This window comes from Campylobacter concisus, assembly GCF_002914005.1.
GTDB classification, from domain to species: Bacteria; Campylobacterota; Campylobacteria; order Campylobacterales; family Campylobacteraceae; genus Campylobacter_A; species Campylobacter_A concisus_N.
In genome coordinates this window covers 38,786-59,665 of record NZ_POZU01000011.1, presented here as the reverse complement: position 1 = coordinate 59,665, position 20,880 = coordinate 38,786, and the positions used below count along the sequence as shown (strand labels likewise).

Sequence of the window (20,880 nt, the reverse complement as noted above, 5' to 3'; positions counted from 1 at the left end):
TCTCTTATTCTAAAACATAAGTTTTGATGTTTGTATTTGTATAGATGCAAATTTCGCCAGCGATCTTAAGGCTCTCTTTGACTAGCTCCTCTTCGTCGATATCGGCAAATTTATCTAAGGCACGGGCCGCTGAAAGCGCGTAGTTGCCACCACTTCCAATAGCTGCTATCTTGCCATCTTCTGGCTCGACAACATCCCCAGTACCACTAAGTAAGAAAATTTTATCCCTATCAAGCACAAGCATCATCGCTTCAAGCTTTCTTAGATACTTGTCCTTGCGCCATTCTTTGCTAAATTCTATCACCGCCTTTAGCAAATCACCCTTTGTATGCTCTAAATTTTTCTCAAACATATCAAAGAGGTTAAACGCGTCAGCAGTGCTGCCAGCAAAGCCAGCTAGGACTTTGCCGTTATGAATTTTACGAATTTTTACGGCATTGCCTTTTAAGACAGTGTTACCAAAGCTTACCTGTCCGTCGCCACCGATGACTGATTTATTTTTGCCTTTGTAGGCTAAAATGGTTGTCGCATGAAACATCTACTCTCCTTGCACATCAACCTTCAAGCTCGCATTTATCGAGTGTCCAAGCTTTATATGAACGTCATAAAGGCCGACTGCTTTTAAGTGAGTGTCCATGTCGATCGCTCTTTTCTCGACTACTAAATGGTGAGTTTTTTCAAGCTCTGCTGCGATCTCCTCTTTTGAAACCGAACCAAAAAGCGAGCCATTTGCACCAAGAGTTTTCTTGATGACGACTGTCACTTTTGCAAGCTCTTCTTTTAGTTTTTCTAAATTTGCGATCTCGTATTTTAGCTCTTCAGCCTTTCTCTTTTGAGCCGCTTCGTATTGGCGAAGAACATCTGGAGTGGCTGCTTTTGCAAAGCCTTTGCCGATTAAGAAGTTGTTACCGTAGCCGTCTTTTACCTCTTTTATCTCACCAGCTTTTCCAAGTCCTTTTACATCTTTTATTAATAATACTTTCATTTTTGTCCTTTTTAAATTTTATTATTAGTCAAATTTTCGCCCATTTTTGCGTGCGATTATAAAGCGAAGTGCATTTAGCTTGATAAATCCCTCTGCATCTTTTTGGTCATAAACACTGTCTTCTTCAAACGTGCAGTACGCCTCACTAAATAGATTGTCATCTTTGCTGTTTCTACCAAGGATGATCACATTGCCTTTATAAAGCTCAACTTTTACAGAGCCATTTACGTGCTCTTGACTCTTGTCGATGAGAGCTTGAAGCATATTTCGCTCAGGCGACCACCAGTAGCCGTTGTAAATTAGCTCGGCATATTTTGGCATGATCTCATCTTTTAGGTGTGCCGCACCGCGGTCAAGCGTGATGCTCTCTATCGCTCTGTGAGCTTTTAGCATTATCGTGCCACCAGGTGTTTCGTAGCATCCGCGACTTTTCATACCAACTGAGCGATTTTCTACGATATCAAGTCTGCCAATGCCGTGTTTTGCGCCAAGGCGGTTTAGCTCGGCTAAAATTTCAGCTGGGCTCATTTTTTTACCATTTATACTAACTGGATCGCCTTTTTCATAGCCAATCTCGATGATCTCGCTTTTATCTGGAGCATCTTTTGGGCTTACTGTCCATCTCCACATATCATCTTCTGGTGCGTGACTTGGGTCTTCAAGCACTAGACCTTCGTAGCTTATGTGAAGTAAATTTGCGTCCATTGAGTATGGACTCTTGCCTGGTTTTTTGGTGATATCTATGCCGTTTTTCTCAGCGTATGCTAAAAGTTTTTCACGGCTGTTTAGATCCCACTCGCGCCATGGAGCTATGATAGTTAGGTTATCGCCAAGTGCGTAGTATCCAAGTTCAAAGCGAACTTGGTCGTTGCCTTTGCCTGTTGCTCCGTGACTCACGCCATCAGCACCAACAAGCCTTGCGATCTCGCTTTGTCGTTTTGCTATTAATGGGCGCGCTATCGATGTGCCAAGCAGATACTCGCCCTCGTAGACTGCATTTGCTCTAAACATTGGAAATACATAATCGCGTACAAATTCTTCTCTTAAATCTTCTATAAAAATATTTTCAGGCTTCACGCCAAGTGCTAGGGCTTTTTTGCGTGCAGGCTCTAGCTCTTCGCCTTGGCCTATATCGGCTGTAAAAGTAACTACTTCGCATTTGTATTCATCTTGAAGCCATTTTAAAATAATGCTTGTGTCAAGTCCGCCAGAGTATGCCAAAACCACTTTTTTTACGTTTTTTTTCATAGCTCTTCCTTTTGTTGAAATAGTCGTATTTTAGCCTAAATTGATTAATTTTTAATAAATTAATTTAATGAATAATTTAAGATTTTACTAGAAATTCTTATAAAAAAGATTACTATTTAAAATTATGATAATTAATATTATTTTTATATACACTTTGTTAAATTTTTTGGTTTTAAAATTTAAAAAAGGAATAGTCATGAGAAAAACAAATTTTATTGCCATTTGCCTTAGTGTTTGTGTGGCAAATTCTCTCTTTGGAGCAGAGCATAAAGACAATAACGAAACAAAACTTGATGGCATTGCAGTAAGTGCTAGTGGTTTTTCACAGGAGATTAAAGAAGCTCCTGCAAGTATCAGCGTAATAAAAGGCGATGAGCTTACAAAAGATAGCTTTACTTCACTTCACTCTATCGCCCAGAAAGTTCCAGGTGTAAATGTCATAGGTGGTGAGGATGGTCCAGCTAGTGGTATCTCAATACGCGGCATGGAAAGCTCTCAAACGCTAGTTTTAATTGATGGCAAAAGGGTAAATTCAAGCAGCGCAAACCCAAAGGGTGGAGCAGGGGATATGAACTCAAATTTCATACCACCAGCCGAGGCGATCGAGCGTATAGAGATCATCCGCGGTCCTATGAGCTCGCTTTATGGTAGCGACGCAGTTGGAGGCGTAATAAATATCATCACTAAAAAAGATTTTTCAAAATTTAGTGGCAACGTCGGTCTCTCAACTACGATAAACACGCACAAAGGCATTGGCGATGGTAGACAGGGGGACTTTTATCTAAATTTGCCACTTTATAAAGACCTTTTAGCACTGCAGCTTTGGGGATACAAAAAGCTAAGAGATGAGGACAACTATAAAGGCGGTTATCAAAAGAGTGATAAGAGAAATTTAAGCGCAAAACTTTGGATCACACCAGATGAGCACAATAAATTTTTTATCCTTGGTTCAAATGAGAGGCATGATTACTCAAGAACTGTTGGAAAGTCAGCCACTACTAGAACAAACAGACTTCTAAACGCCTATGACTATGAGAAAAAGAGCTATGGCGTGGGCTATCTTGGCGAATTTGATAATCTAAATGCCGATCTTAGCTACATTTATGATGAGACACAAAGAACGAGTCTTTTTGACAGCCTCATACCTGCAAAAGCCAAAAATCACAATTTTAACTCTAAATTTACAACGTTTTTTGGCGCTCACGCACTAACTTTTGGCTATGACTTTAGCAAGCAAAATGTCGGCACGACCTTCATCGTCTCAAACATCTCAAGGAATGGTCTTAGAAATCCAAAAAGTTACTCGATGAGTGAGCATGCGGGATTTATAGAGGATGAGTGGCAAATTTTAGATGAGAAGCTACTTTTAACGCTTGGCTCAAGGCTCACGCTCAACGAATTTTTTGGTAACCACCTCTCGCCAAGAGCCTACCTAGTCTATAACGCCACAGATACGCTAAGCTTAAAAGGTGGCGTAGCAACTGGCTATAAAACGCCAAATGTCAATCAAATCTCCCCAGAAGTAGGCACTATTCAAAATGCTTGGAGAATAGTTGATTTTGGAAACAAAGATCTAAAGCCAGAAAAAAGTATAACTTACGAAGTTGGTGCATATTATGACAATCAGGCTGATTTTAGAGGCTCGGTAACGCTTTTTAGAAATGAGTTTAAAGATAAGATCCTAGACACTGATGGCAGTAACGTCAATAAAATTCCTGCCTTTGGCACTTGCGCAGGTGCACCACACGTTAATTGTCCTGGCTGGGGAACTTACTTTAACATAGAAGGTGCAACTGTTTGGGGAGTGGAGTTAAGCGGAGACTATGATGTTCTTTCAAATCTAAATCTAAGCTCAAACTACACCTATAATAAGTCAAAGATAAAAACTGGCAACCCAACGATAAATACGCCAAGAGGCCCTATGAAATTTAGTGAGACAAATCTTGGCAGACTTGATGCAAAAAGCCTTACAGCAACTCCAGAGCACGCATTTCATGCAACACTTGCTTATAAGCCAATTAAGAGCGTAAAAACATTCTTCACTACAAACTATGAGAGTAAGCTTACTAGCGTGAAATTTGGCCCTGGCAACAAAGTGAGTGAAAATGACAAAAATTTACTCACATTTGATACAGGTGTAAGCTGGGATGCAAATAAACACCTAACACTTAGCCTAAATGCCTACAATATCTTTGATAAAGTAAGATACGATGAGGCGCTAGCAGACGACGGCAACTACTACTGGTATCCGCAAGAGGGCAGGAGATTTTGGTTTAAGGTCGCCGCAAAATGGTAAGAGCGTTTAAATTTTTGCTTTTTACGCTTAGCGTGATGCAAATTTTACAAGCAGCTCCACAACAAACGCCTGAGCCACTTAGCCAAAAAGCTGCTAGTAAATTTGAAATTTTAACCTTTAAAATGAGTGCAAATGATGAAATTTATAAAATTTTCACAGCCAAGCCAAAGGGACAAAATGAGTTTAAAAATGTGCTTTTCTTGCTTGATGCAAATGCCCAGTTCAATATGCTTTTAAATGAATTTGATGGCAAGGCTGCTCCGCTAATAGTAGGCATAGGATATGACACAGATAAAAGCTACGAAGTAGAAAAACGCACAAGAGATCTCACGCCAAAGGCGGATGGCGAGGAGTTTAGCAAGGGTGGTGGCGCAGATGCGTTTTACTATTTTTTGACAAGAATTTTAGTGCCACTTATCGATCAGAAATTTAATGTGCAAGACCTCCCAAAAAGCCTTTATGGACACTCTTTTGGCGGCCTTTTTACGCTCTATGCTTTGCTTAAAAATGAGGGCATTTTTACAAATTTCTTTATCGCTTCGCCATCTCTTTGGTGGGGTGAGTCTGAAATTGTAAAGCAAAATGTGAGCGAGGGCAAATTTAAAGAGAAAATAAGAGCTAAATTTGTCTTTCTTAGCGTTGGCGAGCTTGAAAAGAGAAAGGGCAAAACGGACAAAGCTGGCATTTTAAAGGCGAGCGATCTAGCCCAAATTTTAAAGCAAAGTGGCGTAAATTCTCACTTTGAGCTTTTTAAAAATGAAACCCATGGCAGCGTCATACCTCTAAATTTAAAAGAGCTTTTAAAATATCTGAAGGATTAAAAATTTAAGGCTATTTTTGTTAAAATCCGCCACATGAGAGTAGATAAATTTTTAAACGTAGTAAATATCACCAAAAGGCGTGCTGTCAGCGAAGATATGTGCAAAAGTGGCGTTGTGAGCATTAACGGCATGCAGGCAAAAGCGGCAAAAGATGTAAAGATCGGCGACGTGATCACCATCAAATTTCTAGCTCGCGAGGCGAGATATGAGGTGCTAGCGATCCCAACTACAAAAAGCATACCAAAAAGCGCTCAGAGCGAATACGTAAAAGAGCTTTGATGGTTTTTGAGCTTTTAGAAAATGAGCTTGATGAGCTTGTGCGGGTGCTGCCAAAAAGTGGCGTGGTGCTACTAAGTGGCGATCTAGCAAGTGGCAAAACAACGCTTGTAAAGGCGATCATCAAGGCTCATGGCATAGAAGAGAGTGTGACGTCGCCTACGTTTTCTTTGATGCAAATTTATGGTAAAGATATCTACCACTACGACATTTATCAGATCGGATTTGACGGGATGGCAAAAAACGGCCTTTTTGAAAATTTATTTGAAGAGGGGCTTCATCTAGTAGAGTGGGGCGATGAAAATTTAGAAAAAGCTCTAAAGAAAAACGGCGAGAGCTATACGTTAGTAAAAATTTCTCCTAGCAAAAATGGCAGAAAATACGAGGTTATAAGTGCATAAACTAGAAGTAAAAGATCTAAAAAAGACGATTAAGAAAAGTGAGATCATAAAAGGTATATCTTTAGAGGTAAATAGTGGCGAAGTCGTTGGGCTTCTTGGGCCAAATGGTGCTGGAAAGACGACCACTTTTTATATGATTTGCGGACTCATCTCGCCAACTAGCGGAGATGTTTTTTTAAATGACGAAAAGATTACAAACGTCCCGCTTCACAAAAGAGCACACCTTGGTATTGGCTATTTGCCGCAAGAATCAAGTATATTTAAAGAGCTAAGCGTAGAAGAAAATTTACTCCTTGGGGCTGAAATTTTAAATCAAAGTGAGGAAGAGATAGCAAAAAGAGTAAATGAGATGCTAAATATGCTAAATATCGAGCCTATTCGCCTAAGAAAGGGCGTTAGCCTAAGTGGTGGCGAGCGCAGACGCTGTGAGATCGCAAGAAGTCTCATCATAAAGCCAAAATTTTTGCTGCTTGATGAGCCATTTGCAGGCGTCGATCCTATCGCAGTTAGCGACATCCAAAGCATCGTTAGAGACCTTAAAAAGTTAGGCATCGGCGTTTTGATAACCGACCACAACGTCCGTGAGACGCTAGCCATTTGCGACAGAGCCTACGTCATCAAAGATGGCTCGCTACTAGCAAGCGGCAGTGCGAGCGAAGTGGCAAACAACAAGCTCGTTAGAACGCACTATCTTGGCGAAGAATTTAAGCTACTTGAGTAGATGATGCTAAGGCAAAAGCAAACTTTAGCGCCAAAGATCAAACTAAACCAAACGCTACGAAGCTGGCTTCCCATACTTCAAAGCGGACTTGATGAGCTAAAAGAGACGCTTGAGCCTTTTATAAAAGACAATCCATTTGCCACGATCGAACATAAAAATTTAGAAAAAAGCGAGAAAAAGCGAAATTTTTTCGAGCAGGTTAGCAAAAACTCGGTTAGCGAGAGCATCGAGGCTTTAAGCATCTACAAAGAAAGCCTCTATGAAAAGCTAATTAGTCAAATCAATCCGCCACTTTTCCCCGCGCAAAAGTCTCAAGATATCGCATATAAGATCATCGAGTGCTTAGACGATGAGGGCTATTTTTCTTATGATGATGAAATTTTTGCGGGCTTTAATGAGGGCGAAGTAGAGCGGGTTAGAGCGAGATTTGCCTACCTTGAGCCTTGTGGCGTGGGTGCAAAAGATATCAAAGAGAGCTTTTTGTTTCAGCTAAGCGAGGCAGAGGCAAGTGAAGAGATCATAGAGTGCGCGAAAAAGATCATCTTAAATTTTGAAAATATAGAAAAACTTAGAAAGCTTAAATTTTACGATGATGCGCTAAAAATCATAAAGAAATTTAAAAATCCCCCGGCCATTGAGTATCTCGAAGATGAAAAAGAGACGGTGCCTGATATCTTCGTGCTAAGTACAAGCAGTGGCATAAGTGTACAGATAAATGATGAGTACTATCCAGAAATTTTGGTTGATACCGAGGGATTAGACGAAAAAGAGGCCTTTGTAAGCTCACGCATAAAAGAGGCGAGCGAGCTCATAGACGCCCTTGAGATGAGAAAAGCGACGCTTTATAAGATAGGGCTCATGATAGTTGAGTATCAGTATGACTACTTTTTGGGTGGCGACATAAAGCCCATGAAGCTAAAAGACCTAGCAGGCGAGCTTGGGCGCAACCCATCAACCATATCAAGAGCGATCGCAAACAAATATCTAAGCTGCTCAAGAGGCACGGTCGCACTTAAAAATTTCTTTTCAACTGGCTTTGACGAGGAGACCTCAAACGCTGCAATAAAGGAATTTTTACTAGAGCTCATTAAAGGTGAAGATCGCAAAAAGCCACTTTCTGATCTAAAAATTCAAGAACTAATCCAAGCCAAATTTAACATCCAAATCGTTCGCCGAACCATCACAAAATACCGCAAAATTCTAAATATCGGCAGCTCAAGCCAGCGAAAAAGAGTTTATCAGATAAATGGCTAACTACCACTCATTTACAGCAAAAAGTATGACCTTGTGCATCTGTGCAAAAAGCTCGTTGCTAAGCTCTTCGTACTCTTTGCCACGTTTTTTTTATATTGTGCCATGCCCGCTGCATCGTCGTTCCAAGAGCCCATACCACCAAAGACATCAGCCAAGCTTGTCGCAGTAAAAAGAGCTAAATTTTTCTTTGGCATAAGTGGTGCATTAAATATCTTTTGGTCATCATTGTTTAAAGATCCAAGTGATTTTAATGCCCTGCGAAAACACTCACCAAAATTCTTACACTCTATCTCATCTGCAAAGGCCGCTATCTTGGTAAGTGTGTCCACAAAAGCCTCTGTGTTGTCGCTAAAATTTTCTAAATTTACATCTTTTTCAAGACCAAATTCTTTATATATTATGTCCCAGCCTCTTTGATCTTTGTTGTATTTCCAGTATGGTACGAAGTAACTTATGTGCTCTTTGAAAATGCAAATGATCGATTTTGCGGTAGAGTTTGAAAAGCTAAGCAATAAACGTTCATCTGATGAGCCAGTTAAATTTGCAGTAAGTCTTACATCGCTTAATCCAAGTTTTAATGCGTGCTCAAACCACTCATTTACGCTATTTGCCCTATGGCCTGAGAGAAAGTGAAAATTTATACTATTTTCGTAGTTAGTGCCACTATATAGGATAGGAGAATTTGACTTTATGGCCTGCTTTGCGGCAACAATAATGGCGCATATATTAAACATTTCACCATTCATTTTTGCTCTCTTTAATAACTCTCTTGGCAAGCCGTGCTCTAGCCAACCATCACAAAATTTTCTTGATTTTTAAAGTATGGTTTTAGGCCCTCATAAGCAGATTGAATATTTTTAAATTTCTTTGCGTACTCTTCTTGTATGAGAGAATTTTTGTTGGCGTGCCTGTCTGGGTGATAGATATTTACGAGTGAAAGATAGCTCTGTCTGATAGTTTCAAAGTCATCATCTTTTTTGCAACCTAAAATCCCAAAATTTTCCTCAAGTAAATTTGCAAGCACAGAAAATCTGCTTACAAATTTAGATGAGCTTTTTATTTTTATGCCTTGTTTAAAGGCTTTGTAGTCTTTTTCATCATAGATAAAATTTACGCTAAATTTTGGATAGCTTCTTTTGTAAAGCAGTTTGTTTAATGTGTTTATGTCGTTGTCGTTTGAAATGGTGATGTTTAAAAAATCATCATTTTTGCTAAAAGTAACATTGCTTTTTACCAGACTCTCACTGATGTAGCTAGCAAAATCTCTGCAAAGTGCATCTTTTAGTTCAAATTTGACTTCATTTTTTACAAAATTTACGTTTAGGCTAATGACTGGAGTTAGGGTATTTTTTTGAACAAAGCCAAGCTTTATGGTTTTATAGTTTGCAAAACGAATATCAAGCTTATCATCGCTTTGCTTTTCATAAAGTTTTTTTATAAATTTTAAAAAGCACTTGCGTTGCGGGATCTCACTCTCTTCATAAAACGAAATAACCTTATTTTTATTAGATAAAATTTTTGTAAAATTTCTGCTTATCATATCTCTAAGCTCACGAAACAAAGTGTCATTATCGGTTAAAATGCTTAGAGATTCTAATGTTTGCGTAACTTTCATTGCCTGCTCCACATAAAATATTACATGTTTTAGCAATAAGCATTCCAAATTTATATTTTTCTTATATCTTGGCCTTTAATGTACTCTGCAAATTCGTTTTTTAGTTTATTTTCTTTATACGAGATCGCCTCTTCCTTTGTATGAGAAACGACTTCTTTTTGAGTTTTTTTGATCTCACCTTGCTCTTTAGTAAGTTCTTTTTTTATCTCTTTTAAACTATCGAAAAAATCATTCATTTTTGCTCCTTTTATTTTTATTGGATTTTACTAAAACAGTTATAAAATTAAAATGAATACAATTTTTCTTTAAGGAAAGTTTGGCTAATATCTCGACTTAACTTTCTTGTGCGCTCATAGCTCAGCTGGATAGAGCATTTGATTGCGGTTCAAAAGGTCAGAGATTCGAATTCTCTCGGGCGCACCATCTTTTTAATTCTTAATGACAAACTTCATAATTTTTATAGTAAAATAAACAAAAAAATTAAAAGAGAAAAAATGAATTTTCAAAATATTCAAAAACAAATTTCGGTACTAAAAGAAAGTTTGACAGCATTAGAACAAAATAGTGAGCACGAGATCGGCTTGGCGGTTGGAGTTGTTGAGTTTAATAAAAATGCTGATGAACTTAAAAAAAAGCTTGCAAATTTAAAAGGTGAAAGCGATTTTTTTAAAAGTGTCTTCAATACAGAGGACTATTATGAAAACATTAGTACTTATTTGGAGCAGATAAAGAGAAGCTTAAATTATAAAATTGAGAAAAACGGTGTGAGCTTTAAGGCAAATGAAAATTTACAAGAGAGCTATGTCGCTATTTTAAATATAATAGAAATTTTAGTAGCAGAGTATCAAATACAAAACAAAAATAAAGCGAAAAATCTCTTTTCTAGGACAACAGATACTACTCAAATAAAATCACTACTTGCGGAGCTAAATACTCTACAAGAGCGTATACATAATGTTTTACATATTCATTCTAGGATAGTTTCAAATGTTATTTTACAAAATTTTAAGATAATTTATACGTTCTTTTATAATTGTATTAAGGCAGCGAAACAACGCAAAGATGAGCTTTTGCTAGTGGAGATCGCGGGTATAACTGACAAGATAATAACTATGATAAAACCAGTCTTTAGTGCAAAAATTTTAAACACAAATGAGCTTATTTATCACTACTTAATCTTTGAGCTAAAAGAACTAAAAGCTTGTGCGATAGGCGAGGAGCTAGTTTAAAATTTTATCAATTATCTCTTTTGCTCCATTTGGCAAAAGAATCTCTTTTAGAGCTTTGCTGCTTTTGTTTAGATCAAAATTTTCTATCATTCTTATAACTTCATCTTTGTTTAAAATTTCTCCATTTTGCAAGCAAATTTCAGCAATGCCTTTATCTTTTAAAAATTTAGCGTTATAAAACTGATGATTACCAGCGGCATAAGGAAATGGCACAAAGATAGATGGCAGGGCATTTGCACAAAGCTCCCAAAGCGAGCTAGCTCCTGCTCTTGATATGGCAAGGTCAGCCTTGCTCATCTTATTTTCTATCTCTTTACTAAATTCAAAAATTTCTAAATTCGTTTCATTAAAGCCAAGTTCATCATATCTTTTTTTAAGTTCATCAAAGCCGTTTTTACCACATTGATGAATTATATTTATGCCTTTTTCTTTAAGATATGGAGCTAAATTTATAGCTAGTTCATTTATCGCTTTTGCGCCTTGCGAGCCGCCCAAAAACAAAATAGTCTTTAGCTCTTCTCTCATTCTTGCACTATCGAAAAATTTCTTTGCCACAGGGTAAGGGTAGGGCGAAGCTTCATCATAAGAGCTAAAAAAGCCTTTCGCGTAGGGCTTTAAAATTTTATTTAGTTTGCCCATTACAGCATTTTGTTCGTGGATAAAAAGCGGCACTTTTGAGATAATGGCTGCAATGGCTGCCGGAGCTGCTGAATAGCCACCAACGCTAATGACTGCCTTAACGTCATTTTGCTTAAAAATTTTTCTACATTTTAAAGCAAGATTTACGATATTTGTTAGTGATTTTAGTTTAGCAAAGCCTCTTTTATTTACAACGCCACTACTTGGTAAGAAAAATTTTTGTAAAAAATTCTCGTCATTTTCAAACCAAAATTTATCTTGCCCACTAGTTGAGCCGATAAATATAGGCTTGATATCTCGTCTATTTAGCTCTTCGCAAAAGCTTCTTGCGATCGCTAAATGCCCACCAGTGCCTCCACCACAAATAACAATCATAATTTTGCCCTTTTACTAACCATCAAAACCATGCCGATACCGATACAAATCGCAAGCACAGAGCTACCGCCGTAACTAAGAAATGGCACAGCAATACCCTTAATAGGCGTGATCGATGTGATGCCATAGCTATTCATTAAAAATGAAAACGATAAGATAAGCCCGACACCAAGCGTAAACAGATGATAGACTTTATTTTCGCTTCTAGCTGAAATTCTAAAAATTCTATAAAGTAGCGTTATAAATATAGCTACGATACACAAAATACCAAATACACCAACCTCTTCAGCGATACCAGCTAGTACAAAGTCAGTATGAACCTCGCTTAAAAAGCCAAGCTTAAATATACCAGCGCCAAGCCCTTCGCCGAAAAATTCGCCATGCTTTATAGCGTTTAATGAGTGAGAAATTTGATATGGCTCTGGCGCATCAGCCACTCTTAATACATCTGCAACGCTGTCAGGCAAGAAAGAAAGCACCATATTTTGTATCGTGCCCCACCATGACTTTATACGTAAAATTCTATGCTCAGAGCTGATTATCGCTACTGTCATAACAAAAGCAGCTCCTAAGATACCGATACTAAAAAGTCTCGCACTTGCTCCTGCAAAAAGCGCCATCGTCACAAATGTAAGCGCCAGCACAACCACTTGACCAAGGTCATTTTGCATAACAGCGATAAGAAAGATGGCAACACCAAAAAGAATAATATAAGGCATAAGTATCTTAATCTCATCTAGCAGGGTCCTTTTGCCTTCACTAAATTTTCTAGTAAAACTCCAAGCCAAGAAGTAGACAAAACCGATTTTAAAAAACTCAACTGGAGCTAGTGAAAAACCAGGTAGCCTTATCCAACGCCTGGCACCACCAGCATCAGTTACCATTGAAGCTGGCAATGCATGCATTAGCCCCATGGCGATACCGCAAGATATAAGAAGGCCAAACCCTATCCAAACAAGCGTCTTTTCAGGATTGAGCCTAGAGAGCCACCACATAATGAAAATTCCGATACAACCAACAATAAACTGGCGGATGAAAAAGTGAAACTCGTCGTAATTAAAAAATAAAACCGTAAAAACTGGCAAAGATAGTGAAAAAATAATGCTTATAGCAATTAAAGTCGAACAAAGATAGAAAATGATCTTATCAACTGCCAAAATTTAACTCCAAGTTTAAAAAGTGCCAAAGTATAATAAAAAACGGCTTACAAAGATATTATTTGCTATAATTGCAGGCTTTAAGGAAGGGCATGAAAATAGGTATATTTGACTCAGGACTTGGCGGGCTGAGCGTCTTAAATGAAGCTTTAAGCAAGCTTAGTGAGCATGAATTTTTATATTACGCAGACGTTAAAAATGTTCCATACGGACAAAAGAGCAGGGATGAGATCTTAAAATTTAGCTTTGATGCGGTGAAATTTCTCATAGAAAATGGCGCAAACGCCGTTGTAGTGGCTTGCAACACGGCAACAAGCGTAGCGATAAAAGAGCTTAGAGCAAATTTAAATGTACCTATAATCGGCATGGAGCCAGCCGTAAAAAAGGCTCATGACTTAAGCCATGATGATGCCTTAAAAACGCTTGTCATAGCCACTCCGGTCACCGTAAATGGTGCAAAACTAAAAGAGCTGATCGCAAATTTACACGCAAAAGATAAGACTGAGCTACTTGCACTGCCGCGCCTTGTAAATTTTGCTGAAAATGGGGAATTTGACACCGAGAATGTGAAATCATATCTAAAAGAAGAGTTAGCCAAATTTGATCTAAACAAATTTGGGTTTTTAGTGCTTGGCTGCACACACTTTAACTATTTTAAAGATAGCCTAAGAGAAATTTTGCCGTCAAATATAAGCATAATTGATGGCAATGAAGGGACAATAAATCGCCTTGTTAGCGAGCTTGGGCTTACAATTTCAAATGCAAATTTAACTTCAAATGTGAAATTTTTCTACTCTGGTGCCGAGGTGTACGAGCAAAGCGAACTAGAAAAAATTTCAAGAAATTTAGCTAGATTAGAGAAGATGAGGGCGATTTGCTAGGTTAAATCTAACTAAATACCACAAATAAAAATTTTATGAAATACACTAAATTTTACATATTTTTATATGTATTTAGGCTTTTCTTTGCTTTATTATATAGACCACGCTTATTACAGTAACTACAGCCAAAAGAGCGATCGTGATTAAAAAAAGTGTCTGTTTGCCAGGATTTGAACCTATAAAATAGCCAACTCCAAGCAAAACAGCACACCAAATCCCAGCTCCAAGCGTGGTAAATAGGCAAAATCTAAAAATATTCATCTTAGCAAGTCCGGCTGGTAGGCTGATGTATTGACGAATGCCAGGAATCAGACGTGAGTTAAAGGTTGAAATTTCGCCGTGTTTATTGAAAAATGCTTCAAATTTATCCATTTTTTCGTGAGTGATTCCCACAAATTTGCCGTATTTTAAAAAGATCTCACGCCCAAAAAAGTAGCAAAGATAATAGTTAAAAATAGCTCCAAGCAGGCTTCCAAGCGTACCTGCAAGAAAGGCCAAAATTAAACTCATTTCACCCTTATGTGCCAAATAGCCAGCTGGTATCATCGCTACCTCGCTTGGAAATGGAAAAAATGAGCTTTCTAAAAACATCATGATAAATATGCCAGCATAACCCCAGCTACTTACACTCGCAACTATAAAATCAATAACACCATGCAGCATTTAAATTCCTGAAAAATTTTAAAATGAGCCATTTTAACAAAGCATAGCTTAAGCTTTTTGACAAAAATAAAGAGAGTTTATAGCTTATTAAAACCAGATAAAAGTAGAAGCAAAATAGGGCGAAAGCTCGCCCCATTTTTAAAATGCAGGTATAACTTCGCCTTTGTAGCGAGTAATGATGAAATTTTTAGTATCAGGGCTAAGTACCGCATCAACTAAAGCTTTGATTTTAGGGTTATTTTCGTTGCCAGCCTTTGTGACGATGATGTTAGCATAAGGACTGTTGGCGTCTTCAAGCAAAAGTGCGTCTTTTGCCACGCTCATGCCAAGATCAAGGACGAAATTTGTACTAATGGCAGCGATATCGACATCATCAAGCGTTCTTGGTATCTGAGCACCCTCAAGCTCTACAAATTGTAAATTTTTAGGATTTTTAGTTATGTCATTTATGGTTGCGACTTTTACGTTTTTATCGATCTCTATAAGACCAGCTTTTTCTAAAATTCTAAGCGCTCTGTTGCCATTTGACGGATCGTAAGCGATCGCCACTTTTGCGCCATCTTTTAGCTCTTTGATATCTTTTATCTTTTTAGAGTAAAAGCCAAGTGGCTCGACATGCACGCTCGCAACGCTTACAAGATGCAGGCCTCTAGCCTTGTTTTGCTCCTCAAGATATGGTAAATGTTGAAAGAAATTTGCGTCTAAGCTGCCATCTTCTGTGGCGACATTTGGTATAGAATAGTCTGAAATTTCAGAGATAACAAGGTCATAGCCTTTATTTTTTAGCTTTGGTTTTACAAATTCTAAAATTTCAGCGTGTGGCACAGGCGAGACACCAACAGTGATAGTGTGGTCCTTGTCGGCTGCGTGAAGGCTTAGAGCAACTAAAGATGCGGTTAAAAGTTTGATAAATTTCATTGTTTTTCCTTTTTTGATTTGATTTGAAGCGACGCTAAAAAGGTAAAAGCTTTTACGTCGCTTTTTATAAATTTAATTAAAACGCTGGGATGATAGCGCCGTTATACTTTGTCTCGATAAATTTCTTAACTTCTGGTGAGTTGATCGCTTTATCAAGGGCTTTAGTTTTAGGGCTGTTCTCGTTGCCAGCTTTAACAACTACGTAATTTACGTATGGGCTATCTTTGCTCTCGATCACAAGCGCGTCTTTTGTTGGGTTGAGATTTGCATTTAGCGCGTAGTTTGTGTTGATAACTGCGATAGTAACGTCATCAAGCGTTCTTGGCACTTGAGCAGTCTCGATCTCTTCAAATTTAAGCTTTTTAGGGTTATCAACTATATCAAGCGGAGTTTTTAGCGGGTTGTTGTTTAGCTTGATAAGTCCAGCGCTAGCTATGATGTCAAGTGCGCGGCTCTCGTTTGTTGGGTCATTTGGGATAGAGACAACTGCGCCATCTTTTAGCTCTTTGATGTCTTTTATCTTTTTAGAATAAACTCCCATTGGCTCGAGGTGCACGCCAACTGTTTTTACAAGGTGAGTGCCTTTGTTTTTGTTAAATTCTTCAAGATATGGGATGTGCTGAAAGAAATTTGCGTCAAGGTCGCCGTCCTCTGTCGCAAGGTTTGGCGTGGTGTAGTCGTTAAATTCTTTGATCTCAAGCGTATAGCCATCTTTTGCCAAAATAGGCTTTACAACCTCTAAAATTTCAGCGTGTGGGATAGGTGTAGCACCAACGATTATTGTTTTTGATTTATCAGCTGCATTTGCACTTACACTAAGACTAAGAGCAACTAAAGAAGTGAGAAGTAGTTTTTTCATTTATTATCCTTTTAAAATTTGCCAAGCACCAAAAAAGGATAAATTTAAGCTAGAGGGTTAAATTTCTTTTTAAGCGCTTAAGCTAGTTCTAAGCACTTAAAAAGAAATTTTATGCTTAGAGATTAGTCTTTCGACAACGCGTTTTTTACTAGGCGGCACATGTGGCACATATCTGATTTCATCTTTTATCCTTTCAGCTAAAAATTAATTCGGGCAATTTTAAGGAAAAAAGCTTAAAATCAGATAAAAACAAAGACCTATTTTTTAGAAATTTTATATAAGTAGTTACCTAAAACTTGGAAAATTTGAACCATAATGATAAGAATAACCACGGTGTAGAGCATGATATCTGGGCGAAATCTTTGATAACCATAGTTTATAGCGACAGATCCTAGTCCGCCACCGCCAACTGCACCAGCCATTGCTGAAAAGCCGATATTTACGATAAGAGTTAGTGTAAATGCCGAGATGATACCAGGAAGCGCCTCTACAAACATTACTCTAAAGATGATCTGAAATTTTGAGCTGCCAAAGCTTTGAGCAGCTTCGATGATGCCTTTATCAACCTCTTTTAGTGCATTTTCAATGAGCCTTGCTACAAACGGAGCCGCTCCGATAGTTAGCGGAACGATCGCAGCTGTGGTGCCAATACTTGTGCCCACGATCATTTTTGTGACTGGAAAGAGCACGATGATTAAAATGATAAATGGAAAGCTTCTAAGCACGTTTATAACGATATCTAGGACAAAATAAAGTTGTTTGTTTGGCTTTAGTCCGTCTTTGTCTGAAAGTATGAGCAAAACCGCAGGTATGAGGCCTATGGCAAAGGCGAGTAGGGTAGAGACGATGCTCATATATAGCGTCTCGCCGATAGCTGGCAACAGTATCCTCGAAAACACATCTGGAAATTTAGAAAAATCAATACCAAACATCAAGCAACCTCCCATAAAACGCCACTTTGCTTGATGTAGTTAAGCACGTTTTCTTTATCTTTTTCATCTATGTTTATGACAAGCGAGCCAAGGACGTTGTCGTTTAGCTTTTCAAGCTTGCCCCAAACTATGTTAAAGTCGATATTTAGGCTTCTAGCCATATGCGTGATCACGCTATTTTGAGCCACTTCTTTTGGGAAAAATAGCCTGATATTTGTGCCAGTGCTTGGCAGAATTTCAACTTCACCTAAAAACTCTTTCATCTTCTCATCTGGCTTTAAAAATAACTCTTCAATGCTTCCAGAGCCTATGATCTTGCCGCCTTCTAGCAAGATCGCTCGTTTTGCGATAGATTTTACAACCTCCATCTCGTGCGTGACGATGACGACGCTGATATCTAGCTCTTTATTTATTTTTTCAAGCAATTCTAAAATTTGATTTGTCGTGTTTGGATCAAGAGCCGAAGTCGCCTCGTCGCTTAGTAAAATTTTAGGATTTAAAGCAAGCGCTCTAGCGATCGCCACACGCTGTTTTTGTCCACCACTTAGCTCGCTTGGATAGCTTTTTGCCTTGTTTTCAAGACCGACTAAATTTAAAAGCTCTCTCACTCTTTTTTCGGTTTCATCGCTTTTATAACCCCAAAATTTAAGCGGAGTAGCGACATTTTCAAAGACATTTTTTCTAGCCATTAATGCAAAATGCTGAAATATCATCCCAACATCTCGCCTTAAATGTCTCTGCTGCATTTCATCTAAATTTTTTATCTCTTTATCAAAGACTTTTAAGCTGCCACCTTGATAGCTTTCAAGCCCATTTATGCACCTTAAAAGCGTTGATTTACCAGCACCGCTGTGTCCCACGATAGCAAAAATTTCACCCTTTTTAACCTCTAAATTTACATCAAAAAGGATCTGCGTATCACCGTAAAATTTGGTTAAATTTTCTATTTTTATCACTATTTTTCTCCAAAAGCTTCTAATTCTTCACATACTTTTTTAAATTTAGCCTCAGCGCTCTCTAGCGCCTCTTTGTTCGTCTCTATAACTTCTTTTGGTGCGTTTGCTACGAAATTTTGATTATTTAGCATGCTTGAGAGTTTGGCTATCTCTTTTTCAAGTTTTGTCTTTTGAGACCTTAGCCTTGTGATGATACCGCTCATATCAAGCCCTTCAAGTGGGACAAATGCCTCTAAATTTTCACTCACGTCTCTTATTGAATTTTCGATCTTTTCATCTATAAAGCCGATCTCTTCGCATTTTGCAAGCAGCTTGATATACTCTTTTACTTCGTCAAGATCTATTTTTTCGTTAAATTTAACAAAGGCTTTTGTGATCTTTGAGTTGCCAAGATCGATAGTAGCTTTTGCACGGCGAATAGCCACGATCGCTTCGATAACTAGCTCAAATTTCTTCTCAACCTCTAAATTTCGCTCTTTTACCTCTGGATAGCTCATCACCATTATTGATTTTGCATTTTCAAGCCGTGTGCCACTAAGCTCTTGAAATAGATACTCTGAGAGAAATGGCATGAAAGGATTTAGCAGTTTCATAGCCTCTTTAAATATACTTCCAAGCTCTTTTACGCTCGCTTTATCAGCCTTGCTAAGCTCGATGCCCCAGTCGCAAAACTCATCCCAAAAGAATTTATAAAGTGTGTTTGCAGCGTCATTGAAGCGGTAAGCGTCGATGTTTTCGCGCACCTCTCTCACGCACTCATTAAAGCGACTATTCATATAAATTCCAAGCTTTGTTTGAAGCTTGATGTCTTCTAAATTTTCAAATTTGCTCTCATTTAGCATGAGGTATTTGCTCGCATTATAAAGCTTGTTGGTGAAATTTCTTACTTGCTTCATCTTAGCGTCGCTTAGCTTGATGTCACGTCCTTGAACGGCTAGAAGTGTCAGCGTAAAGCGCAATATATCAGCACTATACTCATTTATGCTATCAAGCGGGTCGATGACGTTGCCAAGGCTTTTACTCATCTTTCTGCCAAATTCATCCTTTACAAGCGCGTGCAGATAGATATCGTCAAACGGCAGCTTGCCAAGGGCATTTTCACCCTGAAACATCATCCTAGCAACCCAGAAAAATAATATATCAAAGCCAGTTATGAGAAGGTTGTTTGGATAAAACTCAGCGAGGTCTTCCTTAAACCATTTTTCATTTTTTAGCTCATTATCATTGCCCCAGCCAAGCGTACTAAATGGCCAAAGACCAGAACTAAACCACGTATCTAGCACGTCTGGATCTTGATGGAAATTTTTACTTTTACACTTTTTGCACTCGCATGGCTCATCCTCATCAGCCCACATGTGGCCGCACTCGTCGCAGTAAAATACCGGAATTTGATGTCCCCACCAAAGCTGGCGTGAGATACACCAGTCTCTTAGCTCTCTCATCCACGCGTTAAAGCTGTTTATCCAGTGCGGTGGGTAAAATTTGGCAAGGCCCTCTGAGACCTTTTGTATCGCTTCGTCTGCGATCTCTTTTTTGACAAACCACTGCTTTGAGATGTATGGCTCGACGACGTTTTTGCAGCGGTAGCAGTAGCCTACTTGGTTTTCGTAGTCTTCGATTTTTTCGACATTGCCAAGTTTTTCAAGCTCGGCCACGACGATATCTCTAGCCTCAAGCCTCTCAAGACCTGCAAATTTATCGCACTTGTCGTTTAAAATGCCTTTTTCATCAAATACAGTGATAAACTCAAGGTCATGCCTTTTGCCAACCTCGTAGTCGTTTTGATCGTGCGCAGGAGTGACCTTAACAAGGCCTGTTCCAAACTCCATATCAACGTGCTCGTCAGCGATAATCTCGATCTCTCTATTTATGATAGGTAGCACCACTTTTTTGCCGATTAAATTTTTATAGCGCTCGTCGTTTGGATTTACCATTACGGCGGTGTCGCCGAAATATGTTTCAGGACGAGTAGTCGCCACAACAACAAATTCGCTTGGCTTGTCTGCAAAGTAGTATCTCAAATGATAAAGCTTGCCTTTATTTTCCTTATGCTCAACCTCGATGTCAGAGAGTGCGCCATCGTGCGTACACCAGTTTATCATGTAGTTTTTCTGGATAATTAGCCCTTTATCGTATAAATTTACAAAGGCTTTTTTCACAGCTCTTCTTAAACCCTCATCCATAGTAAATCTCTGGCGTGACCAAGCCGGAGTGATACCGAGCTTGCGCATCTGATGGACGATCATGCCACCACTTTTTTCCTTCCACTCCCACACTTTTTCTACAAATTTCTCACGTCCAAGCTCTTCTTTTTTGATCCCTTGAGCTAAAAGCTGTTTTTCAACGACGTTTTGAGTGGCAATACCGGCATGGTCAAGACCTGGCTGCCAAAGTGTCTTGTAGCCATCCATCCTCTTGTAGCGAGTCATGATATCTTGGAGTGTGAAGGTTAGGGCGTGTCCGATGTGAAGTGAGCCAGTCACGTTTGGAGGTGGCATCATAATGCAAAATTTACGTCCATCTTTTTGGATATCTTTGTTTGCGTCTATCTCAAAGTATCCACGTTCTTCCCAAATTTTATAAAATTTGTCTTCTATCTCTTTTGCATTGTAAAATTCTGCCACTTTTGTCTCCTCAGTTTCGTTTAAAAAATG

General features: G+C 38.6%; 22 protein-coding genes and 1 tRNA gene. 9 read left to right on the top strand and 14 right to left on the bottom strand.

The window, feature by feature from the left end; translation table 11 throughout:
- Positions 1-4: 4 nt before the first annotated feature.
- The 3 genes from hslV to CYP54_RS01580 are packed head-to-tail and all read right to left on the bottom strand — an operon-like array spanning position 5 to position 2,233.
- Positions 5-538, bottom strand: a complete 534-nt coding sequence (gene hslV / locus CYP54_RS01590) for an ATP-dependent protease subunit HslV (protein ID WP_021084582.1) — start codon at positions 536-538, stop codon at positions 5-7.
- Positions 539-985, bottom strand: coding sequence for a 50S ribosomal protein L9 (rplI, locus tag CYP54_RS01585; protein WP_103603937.1), 447 nt, complete (start codon positions 983-985; stop codon positions 539-541).
- 24 nt (positions 986-1,009) lie between these two features.
- A complete protein-coding gene (locus CYP54_RS01580) occupies positions 1,010-2,233 on the bottom strand; it encodes an argininosuccinate synthase (protein WP_103603936.1) in 1,224 nt (407 codons plus the stop codon).
- Between the two features lie 196 nt (positions 2,234-2,429).
- Here CYP54_RS01580 and CYP54_RS01575 point away from each other — a divergent pair, with 196 nt between their 5' ends.
- From CYP54_RS01575 to CYP54_RS01550, 6 genes are read left to right on the top strand one after another with little or no spacing between them, the layout of a single operon-like run.
- Positions 2,430-4,529, top strand: a complete 2,100-nt coding sequence (locus CYP54_RS01575) for a TonB-dependent receptor domain-containing protein (RefSeq protein WP_103603935.1) — start codon at positions 2,430-2,432, stop codon at positions 4,527-4,529.
- Positions 4,523-5,350, top strand: coding sequence for an alpha/beta hydrolase (locus tag CYP54_RS01570; protein ID WP_103603934.1), 828 nt, complete (start codon positions 4,523-4,525; stop codon positions 5,348-5,350). Before CYP54_RS01575 ends, CYP54_RS01570 begins: the two co-directional genes overlap by 7 nt.
- A 33-nt stretch (positions 5,351-5,383) precedes the next feature.
- The gene (locus CYP54_RS01565) at positions 5,384-5,629 is read left to right on the top strand and encodes an RNA-binding S4 domain-containing protein (RefSeq protein ID WP_103603933.1); all 246 of its coding nucleotides are present in this window, start codon (positions 5,384-5,386) and stop codon (positions 5,627-5,629) included.
- A complete protein-coding gene (gene tsaE, locus CYP54_RS01560; protein WP_103603932.1) occupies positions 5,629-6,027 on the top strand; it encodes a tRNA (adenosine(37)-N6)-threonylcarbamoyltransferase complex ATPase subunit type 1 TsaE in 399 nt (132 codons plus the stop codon). The genes CYP54_RS01565 and tsaE overlap by 1 nt, the downstream gene beginning before the upstream one ends.
- Complete coding sequence (gene lptB / locus CYP54_RS01555; RefSeq protein ID WP_103559271.1) at positions 6,020-6,748, top strand: LPS export ABC transporter ATP-binding protein; 729 nt, start codon at positions 6,020-6,022, stop codon at positions 6,746-6,748. The genes tsaE and lptB overlap by 8 nt, the downstream gene beginning before the upstream one ends.
- A 3-nt stretch (positions 6,749-6,751) precedes the next feature.
- A complete protein-coding gene (locus CYP54_RS01550) occupies positions 6,752-8,002 on the top strand; it encodes an RNA polymerase factor sigma-54 (protein WP_258033592.1) in 1,251 nt (416 codons plus the stop codon).
- Between the two features lie 11 nt (positions 8,003-8,013).
- Here the strand turns inward: CYP54_RS01550 and CYP54_RS01545 are convergent, their stop codons facing one another.
- The 3 genes from CYP54_RS01545 to CYP54_RS01535 are packed head-to-tail and all read right to left on the bottom strand — an operon-like array spanning position 8,014 to position 9,853.
- Complete coding sequence (locus CYP54_RS01545) at positions 8,014-8,748, bottom strand: RNA polymerase subunit sigma (protein ID WP_181001487.1); 735 nt, start codon at positions 8,746-8,748, stop codon at positions 8,014-8,016.
- A gap of 38 nt (positions 8,749-8,786) precedes the next feature.
- Positions 8,787-9,617, bottom strand: a complete 831-nt coding sequence (locus CYP54_RS01540; RefSeq protein WP_103603930.1) for an adenylosuccinate lyase — start codon at positions 9,615-9,617, stop codon at positions 8,787-8,789.
- A gap of 50 nt (positions 9,618-9,667) precedes the next feature.
- The gene (locus CYP54_RS01535; RefSeq protein WP_103603929.1) at positions 9,668-9,853 is read right to left on the bottom strand and encodes a hypothetical protein; all 186 of its coding nucleotides are present in this window, start codon (positions 9,851-9,853) and stop codon (positions 9,668-9,670) included.
- A gap of 110 nt (positions 9,854-9,963) precedes the next feature.
- On the opposite strand from CYP54_RS01535, the gene CYP54_RS01530 reads away from it, so the two are divergent.
- Positions 9,964-10,040 (top strand) — tRNA-Arg (locus CYP54_RS01530).
- Positions 10,041-10,111: 71 nt separating this feature from the next.
- A complete protein-coding gene (locus CYP54_RS01525) occupies positions 10,112-10,846 on the top strand; it encodes an imidazole glycerol phosphate synthase (RefSeq protein WP_103603928.1) in 735 nt (244 codons plus the stop codon).
- On the opposite strand, the gene murG is transcribed toward CYP54_RS01525, so the two are convergent.
- Both murG and CYP54_RS01515 read right to left on the bottom strand, forming a co-directional pair.
- Positions 10,838-11,860 (bottom strand): undecaprenyldiphospho-muramoylpentapeptide beta-N-acetylglucosaminyltransferase, encoded by a 1,023-nt coding sequence (murG, locus tag CYP54_RS01520; RefSeq protein WP_103603927.1) that lies wholly within the window; start codon positions 11,858-11,860, stop codon positions 10,838-10,840. The two genes, CYP54_RS01525 and murG, sit on opposite strands and share 9 nt — an antisense overlap.
- A complete protein-coding gene (locus CYP54_RS01515) occupies positions 11,857-13,017 on the bottom strand; it encodes an FtsW/RodA/SpoVE family cell cycle protein (RefSeq protein WP_021091312.1) in 1,161 nt (386 codons plus the stop codon). Before CYP54_RS01515 ends, murG begins: the two co-directional genes overlap by 4 nt.
- Before the next feature lie 92 nt (positions 13,018-13,109).
- Here CYP54_RS01515 and murI point away from each other — a divergent pair, with 92 nt between their 5' ends.
- Positions 13,110-13,898 (top strand): glutamate racemase, encoded by a 789-nt coding sequence (gene murI, locus CYP54_RS01510; RefSeq protein WP_103603926.1) that lies wholly within the window; start codon positions 13,110-13,112, stop codon positions 13,896-13,898.
- 72 nt (positions 13,899-13,970) lie between these two features.
- Here murI and CYP54_RS01505 read toward each other — a convergent pair whose 3' ends face one another.
- From CYP54_RS01505 to CYP54_RS01480, 6 genes are all read right to left on the bottom strand, one after another.
- The gene (locus CYP54_RS01505) at positions 13,971-14,561 is read right to left on the bottom strand and encodes a DedA family protein (RefSeq protein ID WP_103603925.1); all 591 of its coding nucleotides are present in this window, start codon (positions 14,559-14,561) and stop codon (positions 13,971-13,973) included.
- A 138-nt stretch (positions 14,562-14,699) separates the two neighbouring features.
- Entirely contained in the window at positions 14,700-15,479 is a 780-nt protein-coding gene (locus CYP54_RS01500; protein ID WP_103603924.1) for a MetQ/NlpA family ABC transporter substrate-binding protein, read from the bottom strand.
- Positions 15,480-15,555: 76 nt separating this feature from the next.
- A complete protein-coding gene (locus tag CYP54_RS01495; protein ID WP_103603923.1) occupies positions 15,556-16,338 on the bottom strand; it encodes a MetQ/NlpA family ABC transporter substrate-binding protein in 783 nt (260 codons plus the stop codon).
- Positions 16,339-16,595: 257 nt separating this feature from the next.
- Positions 16,596-17,270: a methionine ABC transporter permease gene (locus tag CYP54_RS01490; RefSeq protein ID WP_021086223.1), complete on the bottom strand. Its 675-nt coding sequence runs from the start codon at positions 17,268-17,270 to the stop codon at positions 16,596-16,598.
- The gene (locus CYP54_RS01485; RefSeq protein WP_103603922.1) at positions 17,270-18,226 is read right to left on the bottom strand and encodes a methionine ABC transporter ATP-binding protein; all 957 of its coding nucleotides are present in this window, start codon (positions 18,224-18,226) and stop codon (positions 17,270-17,272) included. The genes CYP54_RS01490 and CYP54_RS01485 overlap by 1 nt, the downstream gene beginning before the upstream one ends.
- Positions 18,226-20,850, bottom strand: a complete 2,625-nt coding sequence (locus CYP54_RS01480; RefSeq protein ID WP_103603921.1) for a valine--tRNA ligase — start codon at positions 20,848-20,850, stop codon at positions 18,226-18,228. Before CYP54_RS01480 ends, CYP54_RS01485 begins: the two co-directional genes overlap by 1 nt.
- Positions 20,851-20,880 lie beyond the last annotated feature (30 nt).

Coding starts and splice junctions, on each gene's coding strand:
- hslV (WP_021084582.1), bottom strand. CDS start 538: ATGTTTCATGCGACAACCATTTTAGCCTACAAAGGCAAAAATAAATCA.
- rplI (WP_103603937.1), bottom strand. CDS start 985: ATGAAAGTATTATTAATAAAAGATGTAAAAGGACTTGGAAAAGCTGGT.
- CYP54_RS01580 (WP_103603936.1), bottom strand. CDS start 2,233: ATGAAAAAAAACGTAAAAAAAGTGGTTTTGGCATACTCTGGCGGACTT.
- CYP54_RS01575 (WP_103603935.1), top strand. CDS start 2,430: ATGAGAAAAACAAATTTTATTGCCATTTGCCTTAGTGTTTGTGTGGCA.
- CYP54_RS01570 (WP_103603934.1), top strand. CDS start 4,523: ATGGTAAGAGCGTTTAAATTTTTGCTTTTTACGCTTAGCGTGATGCAA.
- CYP54_RS01565 (WP_103603933.1), top strand. CDS start 5,384: ATGAGAGTAGATAAATTTTTAAACGTAGTAAATATCACCAAAAGGCGT.
- tsaE (WP_103603932.1), top strand. CDS start 5,629: ATGGTTTTTGAGCTTTTAGAAAATGAGCTTGATGAGCTTGTGCGGGTG.
- CYP54_RS01550 (WP_258033592.1), top strand. CDS start 6,752: ATGCTAAGGCAAAAGCAAACTTTAGCGCCAAAGATCAAACTAAACCAA.
- CYP54_RS01545 (WP_181001487.1), bottom strand. CDS start 8,748: ATGAATGGTGAAATGTTTAATATATGCGCCATTATTGTTGCCGCAAAG.
- CYP54_RS01540 (WP_103603930.1), bottom strand. CDS start 9,617: ATGAAAGTTACGCAAACATTAGAATCTCTAAGCATTTTAACCGATAAT.
- CYP54_RS01535 (WP_103603929.1), bottom strand. CDS start 9,853: ATGAATGATTTTTTCGATAGTTTAAAAGAGATAAAAAAAGAACTTACT.
- CYP54_RS01525 (WP_103603928.1), top strand. CDS start 10,112: ATGAATTTTCAAAATATTCAAAAACAAATTTCGGTACTAAAAGAAAGT.
- murG (WP_103603927.1), bottom strand. CDS start 11,860: ATGATTGTTATTTGTGGTGGAGGCACTGGTGGGCATTTAGCGATCGCA.
- murI (WP_103603926.1), top strand. CDS start 13,110: ATGAAAATAGGTATATTTGACTCAGGACTTGGCGGGCTGAGCGTCTTA.
- CYP54_RS01505 (WP_103603925.1), bottom strand. CDS start 14,561: ATGCTGCATGGTGTTATTGATTTTATAGTTGCGAGTGTAAGTAGCTGG.
- CYP54_RS01500 (WP_103603924.1), bottom strand. CDS start 15,479: ATGAAATTTATCAAACTTTTAACCGCATCTTTAGTTGCTCTAAGCCTT.
- CYP54_RS01495 (WP_103603923.1), bottom strand. CDS start 16,338: ATGAAAAAACTACTTCTCACTTCTTTAGTTGCTCTTAGTCTTAGTGTA.
- CYP54_RS01490 (WP_021086223.1), bottom strand. CDS start 17,270: ATGTTTGGTATTGATTTTTCTAAATTTCCAGATGTGTTTTCGAGGATA.